Origin of the sequence: Serratia sp. N21D137, from assembly GCF_047530005.1 — a bacterium.
Lineage (GTDB): Bacteria > Pseudomonadota > Gammaproteobacteria > Enterobacterales > Enterobacteriaceae > Chania > Chania fonticola_B.
The window spans coordinates 74,681-87,409 of the sequence record NZ_JBLJAJ010000011.1; the positions used below are offsets into that span (position 1 = coordinate 74,681).

Genomic DNA, 12,729 nt, shown 5'->3' on the forward strand with positions numbered 1-12,729 from the left:
ACGATAAAAACGCTTCCTGCCACGAGTAAGGAGAGCCATGAAACGCCTGACCCTTCCCCTGCTGATGCTGCTTTCACCCGCAGCATTGGCCAACTGGACGCTGCAAGGCTTCCCCGCCTTCAGCGAATCCACCAGTGGTTTATTTACCAGCCAGGCAACCCTGGCCAAAGGCCAACTGCCGTTGCGGCTGTATCAGAACCAACAGTGCTGGCAGCCCAGCGACGTGGTTAAGCTGAACCAGACGTTGTCGCTGCAACCCTGTAGCGATAGCGAGCCGGTCAGTTGGCGATTATTTCGCGATGGTGATTATCAGGTGCGGATCGATACCCGCAGCGGTACGCCTACCTTGCAGCTCAGCCTGAAGGCCGAACCGGAAAAAACCGTCGCCGCCGTGGCCCGTACCTGCCAACGCTGGGATGGCCAGCCGATCACGATCGCGGTGAAGGACACCTTTGCCGAAGGCGAAACGGTGCGCGATTTTTATTCCGGCCAGACCGCCACGGTAGTTCAAGGCCTGGTCACCCTGCAACCGGCGGCCAACAGTGGGGGGCTGCTATTGCTGGAGTCAGCCAATACGCCGCCACAGGCGGCTTTCAACTGGCACAACGCCACGGTCTATTTCGTGCTGACCGATCGCTTTGAAAACGGCAACCCGGCCAACGATCACAGCTATGGCCGCCACGGCGACGGCATGCAGGAGATCGGCACCTTCCACGGCGGCGACCTCGCCGGGTTGACGAAGAAACTGGATTATCTGCAACAGCTGGGGGTCAGCGCCCTGTGGATCAGTTCCCCACTCGAGCAGATCCACGGCTGGGTCGGCGGTGGAACCAAAGGGGATTTCCCGCACTATGCCTATCACGGTTACTACCATCAGGACTGGACCAAGCTTGATGCCAATATGGGCAATGAGCAGGATCTGCGTAATCTGGTGGAACAAGCACATCAGCGCGGGATCCGTATCCTGTTTGACGTGGTGGTCAATCACGTCGGCTATGCCACGCTGGCCGATATGCAGCAGTTCCAGTTCGGCTCGCTGTACCTGAAGAGTGACGAAGCCGCAAAAACCCTCGGCAAAAACTGGGGCGATTGGCAACCGGGGCCAGGCCAGAGCTGGCACAGCTTTAACGACTACATCAACTTCAGCGATAAGGCAGGCTGGAGCCAATGGTGGGGGAAAAACTGGATCCGCACCGATATCGGCGATTACGACTCACCGGGCTTTGACGACCTGACCATGTCACTGGCTTTCCTTCCGGACATCAAAACTGAGGCGCCTGGAGCCAGCGGCCTACCGCTGTTCTTCCGCCATAAACCTGATACCGCCGCGCGCGAAATCCCAGGGGCCACCACCCGCGATTATCTGACGGCCTGGCTCAGCCAATGGGTGCGTGATTACGGCATTGACGGTTTCCGCGTTGATACCGCCAAGCACGTCGATAAACCCACGCTGGACCTGCTAAAGCAGCGTGCCACCGAGGCGCTGGCAGAGTGGAAAGCGGCTAATCCCAAGCAAGCGCTGGATAACACGCCGTTCTGGATGACCGGTGAAGCCTGGGGCCACGGGGTGATGAAAAGCGACTATTACCAGCACGGCTTCGATGCGATGATCAACTTCGATTTTCAGGATCAGGCCTCGCAGGCACTGGGCTGCTTCTCCAATATCGATGCCACCTATCAGCAAATGGCGGACAGGCTGCAGGGCTTCAACGTGCTGAGCTATATTTCCTCGCACGACACTCGCCTGTTCTTCGCCAGCGATGCCAAAGGTTCGTTGCCTTTGCAGCAACGAGCAGCAGACCTGCTGTTATTGGCTCCGGGCGCGGTACAGATTTATTACGGTGATGAGAGTGGCCGGCCGTTTGGCCCTACCGGTTCCGATCCTTTACAAGGCACGCGCTCGGATATGAACTGGGGTGAACTGCAAGGAGCCAAAGCGCCATTGCTGGCACATTGGCAGCGGCTAGGCCAGTTCCGCGAGCGCCACCCGGCAATCGGTGCCGGTACGCAGCAATCCCAGCAAACGCCTCATTACTATGCCTTTAGTCGCCAGCAAGGGGGCGATAAGGTGATGGTGGTGTGGGCTGGCGATCGGTCACAATAATTCAGCGCGTTATGCTGTAAAAATCCCGCCGAGCGACATCTATGCCCGGCGGGTATGATGTCAGCCGCATTGCACCCGCTTTTATCTGGCGGTATGGTGGGCGTCTACCCGCTTACAACCATATTGCAGCAGCTATGAATTTTTCACTTTTCGGCGACAAATTTACCCGTTACGCGGGCATCACCCGCTTGATGGACGATCTGAATGAAGGCCTGCGCACGCCAGGTGCCATCATGCTTGGCGGCGGTAACCCGGCACAAATCCCAGAGATGGCCAGCTACTTCAAACAGCTGTGCCAGGAGATGCTCGATCAGGGCAAGCTGACCGAGGCACTGTGCAACTACGACGGCCCGCAAGGCAAAGACGCCCTGCTGAAAGCGCTGGCTACCATGCTGCAGGAAGAGCTTGGCTGGCAGATCGAACCACAGAATATTGCACTGACAAATGGCAGCCAGAGCGCGTTTTTCTACTTGTTTAACCTGTTCGCTGGCCGTTACGCCGACGGCACTCGCCGCCGCGTGCTGTTCCCGCTGGCGCCAGAATATATTGGCTATGCCGATTCCGGACTGGATGAAGGGCTGTTTGTCTCTGCCAAACCCAATATCGAGCTGCTGCCAGACGGCCAGTTCAAGTATCACGTCGATTTTGAGCATCTGAACATCGGTGACGACATCGGCATGATCTGCGTATCGCGCCCCACCAACCCGACCGGTAACGTGATCACCGACGAAGAGCTGATGAAGCTCGATCTCTTGGCGCAACAGCGTGATATCCCACTGGTGATCGATAACGCTTACGGCGTGCCGTTCCCCGGCATTATCTTCAGCGAAGCCACGCCGCTGTGGAACCCGAACATCATCCTGTGCATGAGCTTGTCCAAGTTGGGTCTGCCTGGCTCACGCTGTGGCATCGTGATTGCCGACGAGAAGGTCATTACCGCGCTGACCAATATGAACGGCATTATCAGCCTGTCCCCAGGCAGCATTGGCCCGGCGCTGGCCACGGAGATGATTGAGCGTGGCGATCTGCTGCGTTTATCCAACGAGGTGATCCGCCCGTTCTACAAGCAGCGGGTCGAGCAGACCATCGGCATTATTCGCCGTTACCTGTCGCCGGAGCGCTGCCTGATCCATAAACCGGAAGGGGCTATCTTCCTCTGGCTGTGGTTCAAGGATCTGCCCATCACCACCGAGCTGCTGTATCAACGGCTGAAAAAGCGTGGCGTATTGATGGTGCCTGGCCACTACTTCTTCCCGGGATTGGAGCATGAATGGCCGCATACGCATCAATGTATGCGCATGAACTATGTGCCTAATCCGGAAGATATTGAGCGTGGCGTGATGATCCTGGCCGAAGAGGTTGAGCGCGCCCACCAGGAAGCGTAGCCGGTTGAGATTTTGTCAGCAGTATCTTGGGGCTCCGCAAGCGGAGCCCCTTTTTGCAGGCTACATTGCCCAGAACAGCACCGCCAGCAGCTGCGGTGACATGATGCGCAGGAACATTGCCAACGGGTAGACCGTGGCATAAGAGAGCGCTGCAGCGCCGCTGGTAGGGTGCAGGCCGTTGGCAAAGGCCAGCGCCGGTGGATCGGTCATTGAGCCAGCCAGCATGCCGGAGAGCGTAAGGTAGTTCATCTTACCCACTACCCGAGCCAGAATACCTACGCTGATCAGTGGTATGAAGGTGATGAGTGCCCCGTAACCGACCCACGCCAGCCCATCGCCATGCAGCAGGGTATCGACAAAGTTGCCACCCGACTTCAGGCCAACCACAGCCAGGAACAGCACGATACCCAGTTCACGCAGCGCCAGGTTGGCACTTGGCGGCATAAACCAGTACAGCTTACCGATGCTACCAATACGCCCCAGGATCAGCGCCACCACCAGCGGACCACCGGCTAACCCCAACCGCAATGCTGCCGGGAAGCCGGGAATAAACAGCGGGATAGAACCCAACAGCACCCCAAGGCCAATGCCGATAAATACCGGCAGCATCTGCACCTGTTGCAGCTTCTGCTGGGCGTTGCCGACAATCGCGGCCACCGCCTCAATGGATTCTGGCCGCCCCACCAGGTTGAGGATATCCCCGAACTGCAGCGTAACATTGCTGCCCGCCACCAGCTCGACCCCGGCACGGTTGAGGCGAGAGACCACCACCTCATATTTTTGCTTCAGCTCCAGATCGCGGATTTTTTTACCCAACACCTTTTCGTTGGTCACTACCGCACGAACCACTTGCAGTGAAGTCCCCCGGGTGGAGAGCGATACGTCGACTTCCTCGCCAATCACCAGCCGGGCATTTTCCAGCTTTTCGCGCTTGCCGACCAGGTGCAGGAAATCCCCCAGTTCCAGCGTCTCATGCGGGGCGGGCACCATCAGTAAATCACCGCGCTTGAGGCGCGAACAAATGATCTCATCACTGTTGAGCAACGGTACGTTCTTGATGGCCATGCCTTGTAGATTGGGGTTACGCACCGCCACGTTCATGGTCTGCAACAGTTCGCGATTGCTCCCCAGACTGTCTTCAAATTCTTGCGCTTCCTTATCGATATTGATGCGGAAAAACAGCCGGATCAGCCACATCACCAGCAGAATGCCGCAGATACCGAACGGATAGGCCATCGCATAGCCCATCCCCATACGGTTAACCAGCGCCGGATCGGAACCCAGATCGGTGAGTATCTGCTGCCCGGCACCGAGCGCCGGAGTGTTGGTAACCGCGCCGGAGAACACGCCGAGAATGATCGGTAACGGCACGGCAAACAGCTTATGGACAATCGCCGCCACCACGCCGCCCACCAGCACCAACAGAATGGCAAAGCCATTGAGCTTGAGGCCGGAAACGCGCAGGGACGAGAAGAAACCAGGGCCAACCTGAATACCGATGGTGTAAACAAACAGGATCAGACCGAACTCCTGAATAAAGTGCAGCATGTCGCCGTTGAGAGTGATCTGGTAAGTCTGTGCAAAGTGTCCGACGATGATGCCGCCGAACAAGACGCCGCCTATCCCTAAACCCACGCCATACACTTTCCAGTTGCCAATCCATAACCCGAGAATAGCCACCAACGCCAACATGCTGACGGTCAGGGCGATATCACTCATACGTCACATCCTTACCATAAGTTTAACAATCGGTATGCGATTAAATGCCTGCAATTAATAGGGATTCTGACATAAGGCGTAGGGGGGTAATGTGGGGTATGCCACAGAATGCGACGGGGGAGGCCCGAATGGACCTCCCCCGCAAGTTTTTGTGTTTTTTCAGCCGGTTATTTGGCTTCCAGCTCCGGAGTGCTACCGATGCTGATGCGTTGTGGCTGCAAGGCTTCCGGCACGTGGCGTACCAGATCGATGTGCAGCAGGCCGTTTTCAAATTTGGCTTCGGACACCTGCAGGTGCTCTGCCAGGGTAAAGGTCAGGCTGAACTCTTTGCACACCAGCCCCTGATGCAGATACTCCACCTGTTTTTCCGGCGGTGTGGGGTTGCCACGCACGGTCAGGCGCGGGCCTTCCACTTCAATATCCAGTTCGCTTTGTTTGAACCCGGCTAACGCCAGGGAAATGCGATAGTGGTTATCGTCGCTTTTCTCAATGTTATAGGGCGGGAACCCTTGTGGCTCCTGGCCTCCCATTGAACTGGCCAGCTTGTCAAAACCGATCCATTGACGCAGAAGTGGGGATAAATCGTAGTTACGCATAATACTCTCCTTCCAAGAAGCGAGGTTTAAAGTTTGCCCCCTAACGGCAGGCACGGTGATACAACAACAATTACTTAATTTCGATCCGACGCGGCTTTAACGTTTCCGGCACGATACGTTCCAGATCGATATACAGCAGGCCGTTTTCCAGTTTGGCGCCTCTAATTTGAATATGCTCGGCCAGCTGGAATTTGCGTTCAAAGTTACGCTCGGCAATGCCTTGATATAAATAGGTTCTCTCAGCAGGTTCGTTGGTGTGAGCCCCGCGCACAATCAACAGATTGTCTTGCGTGGTGATCTCCAGTTCCTGCTCGGCAAACCCGGCCACCGCGATGGCAATGCGGTAATGATTTTCATCAACCAGCTCAACGTTATACGGCGGATAGCCACCGTTACCCTGGCTTTGGCCAGCCTCAAGGGCGTTGAACAGACGATCAAAACCGATCGCGGAACGGTACAGCGGGGAAAGATCAAAGTTGCGCATAAAACAGCCTCCTAAGGCACTTCAGCGAGGTTGATAATGAAGCCTTCCATCATGGACAGGCTATAAGGCTTGAATTCCCTTACGGCAAATTCTTAATTTGGCCTTGTAAAGAAGATGGGGTTTGCTTTCCACATTTCAACTGGTGATGATTAAATAATTGCCAATGGAAACGGCGAAAATTTGTTTATCACATACACTCAAAGTGAGATAGCCGCCACAGTGCGGAATGTTGCATCTTTCAATGCTTTGGCTGGATGTTATAAATCAGCAAATTTCAGGGGATGTCTCCCCTCAGGAGGGACGAATGAAACCAATAAAAAAAATGATAGCGACCGGTTGCCTGCTGCTGAGCACTAACGGTTGCTCCAGCGTAGCCAGCCATACCGGGGCCGACCAGGGTTATTACTCCGGTACGCGCGCCAATGTCGATATGATGAAGAGCGAAGATACCAGTTGGGCCATGATGCCCCTGCTGGCGATCGACCTGCCCCTGTCTGCGGCGATGGACACCATTTTGCTGCCTTACGACTACCTGCGCTCCGGCAGCGATAAAGCGGCGGCCTCACCCAAAGCCCGTATCCAGCATGATGAAGAACGAAATCTGGCTGTCAGCGGCAATCCAGGCCAGGGCATGGCAACCTCGCCAGCACCGGCCGGGTTGTAGTTAAACCGCCACCACAAAAATCTGGTTAAATCCGGCGACTTCACGCATAAAGGCCACCTGTTTGCCATCTGGTGAGAACACCACGGCGTCCCCCAGTGGTGGTTGCGTAGTCCGTTTGGTCAGGCGCTGCATATTGCCGTTGGCGATATCGCACAGCATCACGCTGTTATCACACACCAGCGCAATCTTGCCCCCCTGCGGATGCCAACTGAAGGCCGACTGGATGCTGTGATCCGATTGTGTCACCTGATTCGCCTCCCCGCCATTGGGGGAAACAGTCCACAGTTGCACTATGCCCCGATCGTCTTGCATCAGGAAGGCGATGGCCCTGCCGTCTGGCGAACTCCGCAACCAATGACGTGGCGTGGTGGCAACCCCAGGATAGTTGCGTTGGCCGGTATAGGTTAACCGCCGTTGTCGAACGCCTAACGGTGGCGCAGGTAAGGTCGTTGCCGTTCCCTGCAAGGGAGCCTCCCCGGCTTTGGCATAGTCGGCATCGTTTTCAGGTAAATCCACCACAAACACTTCCGGCAACTTTTCCCCCTGCGGCGAGAGGGTATCGCCGATAAACGCCAACGCCCAACGCTGGCGGCTGCCATCGGGTTTGCGATAACCTTGCAGGCCAATCCAACCTTCTTCATAAGCCCGATTGATTTGATCGCTGCCCGGTTGCGGGGTTGGCGTGGTTGCGCTGACCAGTACGCAATAATGGCTTCCGTCGTATTCACGTGGGTGCTGCTTGGGGGGATTTACCCCTTGCAACGGTACCGCTACGCCAACGTTACGCAAATCCAGTGCGGGATCGAGTTCATGCATCACATGGTCGTTATAGGTGAAGCTCAGACGGCTACCCTCTGGGCTGAAGACATGCACGTGGGTGCCGCCACGCAGCGCACCTGGGGTATAGGGGGCTGTAATGTCCAATGCGTCCAGGGTGATCGCCAATTCACGATCCGGCTCGCTGACGATCACGCCACGGCGATGGTGGAAGTCATAATGCCAGAAGCTGTCTGGGTGTTCCGGCCCATGGATAAATGCGTAGCGCGCTGGCGCATCCGGGCTCACCGTCACCACGCCGACATGGGCTCCATGCTGCGCCCGATAAACCACCTCCACCTGACCGCTGGCAACGTTCACCCGTTCAATACTCAGCCCGGTAAAGGATGCACCGCTTGGCCGTACATCATATGCCAGCCATTGGCCGCACGGCGTCCAGACATTAATATTGGTGAGTTGATGACCTCGCGGATCAAAAGTCAACTGTCGTTCCTGATGGCTCATGGCGGCTCCTGCATACCGGCTGGCATAGAACCGCCATAGTACCCGATCGGCCTGGCTGTTTCACACCACCCAGGTTTAAGGCGCTTTTGCTAATCGCAGGTATTCAGCCTTGGCTTTTTGTAACTGGTCAACAAACGTTGGCTCGGCGTGTAAACGTGCCACGATAGCCGCCCCAACCAGGCGCCCGGCGGTGACGTCACTCTGCCAATGATAGCCACAAATCACGCGACTTTGCCCCATCTCATAACCCCGCTTGAGGATCTCCCCTTGGCGAGCAGGATTGATCTCCGCCAGCACGAGTGCAGTAGCCCAACCGATACTCGTATGGCCAGAAGGGTAGGAACCGTTGGTTGATAGCACACTTTCTTCTTCCGGGCGGCAGGTCGCCTGATGATAAAAAGCAAAAGGCCGGGTCCGCATATAATGCTCCTTGGCGCTGCGGGTCGCCAAATCACCGGTATCCTCACGCATTTTAGTTACCAGGCGATATAACTCTGGCGTTTTCTTGCGTGTTATTTCCATGCCGAAGGCGTTGAAAAATGCCAGTGGTATGCCATCGCCGTAAATCTGCGCATCGTTATAAGCTTGCTTGCCTCTTGGCGTATTCCTCAGCAACTTACCGGCGTCATACTGAGCTTTGTCATTGAGGAAGTCGATGCTGTCAACGGCCGGTGGCGGGGGCAATAAGGAGAGGCTATCAATAGACTGCGCTTCCTTAAGATAGTAGAAATCCGGTGTCGTCGTCACGTCTCTGGCGGCAAAGGATATTTGCGTCAAGGCAATATAAGCCAATGATGATATTATAATTTTTTTCATATTATCTCCTAACGAACTCTATTAGTTGTTTTGCAATATAGTGAGTAAGCTAAAATGAAAGATGATGTGATAAATAGCTATTTCGTCATTTAAAATACAATAAAAAATACAGATCGCAAAAATAATTTTTATTTATACCATTTAAATTAATGCAATTAATTAACGCGAACATTTATATTAATAAAACATGAACTCACTACAAATATTCTTTTAGGAGCGACTTAGTTATTTCAGTAAAGAAATAACACCAGCAGGCCATCAGCCATACCTGATTTACGTGGAAGCATCTTAAGCCCCCAGGGAAGGGGGCTGGCAGACATTAAACGTTCAGCACAAACTTCTCAATGGCCAGTGCGACGCCGTCTTCGGTATTGGTGCCGGTCACGTGCTGGGCAATTTCCTTTAATTCTGCAATAGCATTGCCCATCGCCACGCCCAGCCCGGCATACTCGATCATCGCAATATCATTAGCCTGATCGCCTAACGCCATCACGTTTTCCTGCTTGACGCCCAAATGCTCGGCCAGCATTCTGACGCCCGCGCCCTTATCAACATTCTTGTGCAGGATCTCCAGGAAGTAAGGGGCGCTTTTCATAATGGTGTAGCGATCCCAGGCCTCTGCGGGCAAGCGGGCTATCGCGCTATCCAGCAACTCTGGCTCATCAATCATCATCACCTTCGGGAAGCGCATGGTGCGATCCATCTCTTCCACGCTGCGGTATTTCAGCGGGATACCGGTCATTTGCGATTCATGGACGGTATATTTGCCAATGTCTTTATTTGGCGTGTAGAGGGTATCGAAATCAAAGGCGTGGAAATGTACGCCAAACTCCCGCGCCAACTGCTCAAAATAGAGGTAATCGTCAAAGCCGAGCGTTTCTTGCAGCACGCAGGCCCCGTCCGTCGCCTTCAGCACCAGAGCACCGTTATAAGTGATGCAGAAATCGCCCTCCCCCTGAATATCCAACTGACGCAGATAGTCCTGCACGCCGACATATGGCCGCCCGGTAGCCAGTACCACATGCACGCCTTTAGCGCGCGCGGCGGTCAGAGCCTGCTTTACCGCGGGCGTAATCTGGTGCTGCGGATTGAGCAGCGTACCGTCCATATCAATTGCAATCAGTTCAATAGCCATTCGAGCGTCTCCCAGTGGTTTTTTCTCATGCTAACGCGTTTCAGCTTGCCTTGTTAGTGCTAAAAACGGCATAAAAAAATCCGCGCGGGCGAACCGGCGCGGATTGTTAATAGCCAAATAAGGCGTTAGATATCGATATTCGCCGCTTTCAGGGCGTTTTCTTCGATAAAGGCACGGCGTGGTTCAACCGCATCGCCCATCAGGGTGGTGAACAGCTGATCGGCCGCAATAGCGTCTTTCACCGCTACGCGCAGCATACGCCGCTGATCGGGATCCATGGTGGTTTCCCACAGCTGGTCCGGGTTCATTTCGCCCAGCCCTTTATAGCGCTGGACCGACAGGCCACGGCGCGACTCTTTCACCAGCCACTCCAACGCCTGTTCGAAGCTGTCTACCGGCTGGCGACGTTCGCCACGTTCGATATAGGCATCTTCTTCCAGCAGGCCGCGCAGTTTTTCGCCCAACGCACAGATCCTGCGGTATTCACCACCGCGGATAAATTCAAAGTCCAGCGGGTAGTCTGTATCAACACCATGGGTACGGATACGCAGCACCGGTTCGAACATCTGGCGTTCACGGTTTTCAACCAGCACAGAACTGTAGCTGCTACCGTGCTGCTCGTTATCGTTGAGCAATTTCACCAGCGATTCGATCCAGCTTTCCACCTTGGCACGGTCGCTCAGATCGTCTTCGTTCAAGGTTGGCTGATAGATCAGGTTGTTCAGTAACGCACGCGGGTAACGGCGTTCCATCCGGCCAATCTGCTTCTGCACGGCGTAATGTTCAGCCACCAGCTTCTCTAACGGCTCACCCGCCAAGGCTGGTGCAGAACCGTTGGTGTGCAGGGTCGCGCCGTCGAGGGCGATGGAGATCTGATACTGATCCATCGCTTCGTCGTCTTTGATGTACTGCTCCTGCTTGCCTTTTTTCACCTTGTACAACGGCGGCTGGGCAATATACACATGGCCACGCTCGATGATTTCCGGCATCTGACGATAGAAGAAGGTCAACAGCAGCGTACGGATGTGCGAGCCGTCGACGTCGGCATCGGTCATGATAATGATGCTGTGATAACGCAGTTTGTCCGGGTTGTATTCGTCACGGCCAATGCCGCAGCCCAGCGCGGTGATCAGCGTGGCAACTTCCTGTGAGGACAGCATCTTGTCGAAGCGGGCTTTCTCAACGTTGAGGATTTTCCCTTTCAGCGGCAAGATTGCCTGGTTCTTACGGTTACGGCCCTGCTTGGCTGAGCCGCCCGCGGAGTCCCCTTCCACCAGGTAGAGTTCGGACAACGCCGGGTCACGTTCCTGACAGTCCGCCAATTTGCCTGGCAAGCCAGCCAAATCCAGCGCGCCTTTACGGCGGGTCATTTCACGCGCTTTACGCGCCGCTTCACGAGCACGGGCCGCATCGATGATTTTACCGACCACGATCTTGGCATCCGCTGGGTTTTCCATCAGGTAATCCACCAGCTTCTCGTTCATCAGCGATTCGACCGCCGTTTTCACTTCCGAAGACACCAGCTTGTCTTTGGTCTGGGAAGAGAATTTAGGATCGGGCACTTTCACCGAAACCACGGCAATCAGGCCTTCACGCGCATCGTCACCGGTGGCGCTTATTTTGGACTTTTTGCTGTAGCCTTCTTTATCCATGTAGGTGTTCAGGGTACGGGTCATCGCGGCACGGAAGCCGGCCAGGTGAGTCCCCCCATCACGCTGCGGGATGTTGTTGGTGAAGCAGTAGATGTTTTCCTGGAAACCATCGTTCCACTGCAGCGCCACTTCCACACCGATATCGTCTTTCACGGTTGAGAAGTAGAACACCGTTGGGTGGATCGGCGTCTTGTTCTTGTTCAGGTATTCCACAAACGCACGGATACCCCCTTCGTAATGGAAGTGGTCTTCTCTGTCGTTGCGCTTGTCTTTCAGGCGAATAGAGACGCCCGAGTTGAGGAACGACAGTTCACGCAGGCGCTTGGCCAGGATGTCGTACTCAAACTCGATGTTATTGGTAAAGGTCTGGAAGCTCGGCCAGAAGCGCAGGGTAGTACCTGTCTGGTCGGTTTCACCGACGACTTTCAGCGGGGCCTGTGGTTCGCCATGCTTGTAAGTTTGCTCATGGACCTTGCCTTCGCGGCGGATCACCAGTTCCAGCTTTTCTGACAGGGCGTTAACAACAGAAACGCCCACGCCGTGCAGACCGCCGGAAACCTTATAGGAGTTGTCGTCAAACTTACCGCCGGCGTGCAGTACGGTCATGATGACCTGTGCCGCAGACACCCCTTCCTCTTCGTGGATACCGGTTGGGATACCACGGCCATCATCCTGCACCGAGACGGAGTTGTCGGCGTGGATCGTCACCTGAATGTCGCTACAGTGGCCAGCGAGTGCTTCGTCGATAGCGTTGTCCACGACCTCGAATACCATGTGGTGCAGACCGGTGCCGTCATCAGTATCACCGATATACATGCCCGGACGCTTACGTACCGCATCCAGCCCTTTTAATACCTTGATACTTGAGGAGTCATAAGAATTCGACATCAACG

At 55.1% G+C, this 12,729-nt stretch carries 10 protein-coding genes; 3 read left to right on the forward strand and 7 right to left on the reverse strand.

The genetic code is table 11. The features are described from left to right. The first annotated feature begins 37 nt into the window (after positions 1–37). Together ACMV5H_RS11165 and ACMV5H_RS11170 are read left to right on the forward strand one after the other, a co-directional pair. A complete protein-coding gene (locus tag ACMV5H_RS11165) occupies positions 38–2,104 on the forward strand; it encodes an alpha-amylase (protein WP_115160331.1) in 2,067 nt (688 codons plus the stop codon). Between the two features lie 134 nt (positions 2,105–2,238). Continuing rightward, positions 2,239–3,489 (forward strand): valine--pyruvate transaminase, encoded by a 1,251-nt coding sequence (locus ACMV5H_RS11170; RefSeq protein WP_059199262.1) that lies wholly within the window; start codon positions 2,239–2,241, stop codon positions 3,487–3,489. Between the two features lie 60 nt (positions 3,490–3,549). On the opposite strand, the gene ACMV5H_RS11175 is transcribed toward ACMV5H_RS11170, so the two are convergent. The 3 genes from ACMV5H_RS11175 to ibpA form a co-directional block, all read right to left on the reverse strand. Then, positions 3,550–5,208 carry a putative transporter gene (locus tag ACMV5H_RS11175; RefSeq protein WP_071682676.1) on the reverse strand — a complete coding sequence of 553 codons (1,659 nt, stop codon included), beginning with the start codon at positions 5,206–5,208 and terminating at the stop codon, positions 3,550–3,552. 167 nt (positions 5,209–5,375) lie between these two features. Further along, positions 5,376–5,804, reverse strand: a complete 429-nt coding sequence (gene ibpB, locus ACMV5H_RS11180; protein WP_021181373.1) for a small heat shock chaperone IbpB — start codon at positions 5,802–5,804, stop codon at positions 5,376–5,378. A gap of 70 nt (positions 5,805–5,874) precedes the next feature. Beyond that, a complete protein-coding gene (gene ibpA / locus ACMV5H_RS11185; protein ID WP_021181374.1) occupies positions 5,875–6,288 on the reverse strand; it encodes a small heat shock chaperone IbpA in 414 nt (137 codons plus the stop codon). A 304-nt stretch (positions 6,289–6,592) separates the two neighbouring features. On the opposite strand from ibpA, the gene ACMV5H_RS11190 reads away from it, so the two are divergent. Further along, positions 6,593–6,952, forward strand: coding sequence for a YceK/YidQ family lipoprotein (locus tag ACMV5H_RS11190; RefSeq protein ID WP_179252551.1), 360 nt, complete (start codon positions 6,593–6,595; stop codon positions 6,950–6,952). Here the strand turns inward: ACMV5H_RS11190 and ACMV5H_RS11195 are convergent, their stop codons facing one another. From ACMV5H_RS11195 to gyrB, 4 genes are all read right to left on the reverse strand, one after another. After that, positions 6,953–8,233 (reverse strand): DUF3748 domain-containing protein, encoded by a 1,281-nt coding sequence (locus tag ACMV5H_RS11195; RefSeq protein ID WP_179252550.1) that lies wholly within the window; start codon positions 8,231–8,233, stop codon positions 6,953–6,955. It abuts the gene before it with no gap. A gap of 75 nt (positions 8,234–8,308) precedes the next feature. Continuing rightward, positions 8,309–9,049 carry an acid phosphatase gene (locus ACMV5H_RS11200; protein WP_094982469.1) on the reverse strand — a complete coding sequence of 247 codons (741 nt, stop codon included), beginning with the start codon at positions 9,047–9,049 and terminating at the stop codon, positions 8,309–8,311. Between the two features lie 319 nt (positions 9,050–9,368). After that, positions 9,369–10,184: a sugar-phosphatase gene (gene yidA, locus ACMV5H_RS11205; RefSeq protein ID WP_179248626.1), complete on the reverse strand. Its 816-nt coding sequence runs from the start codon at positions 10,182–10,184 to the stop codon at positions 9,369–9,371. Between the two features lie 125 nt (positions 10,185–10,309). Then, positions 10,310–12,724 (reverse strand): DNA topoisomerase (ATP-hydrolyzing) subunit B, encoded by a 2,415-nt coding sequence (gyrB, locus tag ACMV5H_RS11210; RefSeq protein WP_059199267.1) that lies wholly within the window; start codon positions 12,722–12,724, stop codon positions 10,310–10,312. Between the last annotated feature and the right edge of the window lie 5 nt (positions 12,725–12,729).

What these genes read in the sequence shown, in the direction of transcription:
- yidA (WP_179248626.1), bottom strand. Translation starts at nt 10,184, where the DNA reads ATGGCTATTGAACTGATTGCAATTGATATGGACGGTACGCTGCTCAAT.
- ACMV5H_RS11175 (WP_071682676.1), bottom strand. Translation starts at nt 5,208, where the DNA reads ATGAGTGATATCGCCCTGACCGTCAGCATGTTGGCGTTGGTGGCTATT.
- ACMV5H_RS11170 (WP_059199262.1), top strand. Translation starts at nt 2,239, where the DNA reads ATGAATTTTTCACTTTTCGGCGACAAATTTACCCGTTACGCGGGCATC.
- ibpA (WP_021181374.1), bottom strand. Translation starts at nt 6,288, where the DNA reads ATGCGCAACTTTGATCTTTCCCCGCTGTACCGTTCCGCGATCGGTTTT.
- ACMV5H_RS11190 (WP_179252551.1), top strand. Translation starts at nt 6,593, where the DNA reads ATGAAACCAATAAAAAAAATGATAGCGACCGGTTGCCTGCTGCTGAGC.
- ACMV5H_RS11195 (WP_179252550.1), bottom strand. Translation starts at nt 8,233, where the DNA reads ATGAGCCATCAGGAACGACAGTTGACTTTTGATCCGCGAGGTCATCAA.
- ibpB (WP_021181373.1), bottom strand. Translation starts at nt 5,804, where the DNA reads ATGCGTAACTACGATTTATCCCCACTTCTGCGTCAATGGATCGGTTTT.
- ACMV5H_RS11200 (WP_094982469.1), bottom strand. Translation starts at nt 9,049, where the DNA reads ATGAAAAAAATTATAATATCATCATTGGCTTATATTGCCTTGACGCAA.
- ACMV5H_RS11165 (WP_115160331.1), top strand. Translation starts at nt 38, where the DNA reads ATGAAACGCCTGACCCTTCCCCTGCTGATGCTGCTTTCACCCGCAGCA.
- gyrB (WP_059199267.1), bottom strand. Translation starts at nt 12,724, where the DNA reads ATGTCGAATTCTTATGACTCCTCAAGTATCAAGGTATTAAAAGGGCTG.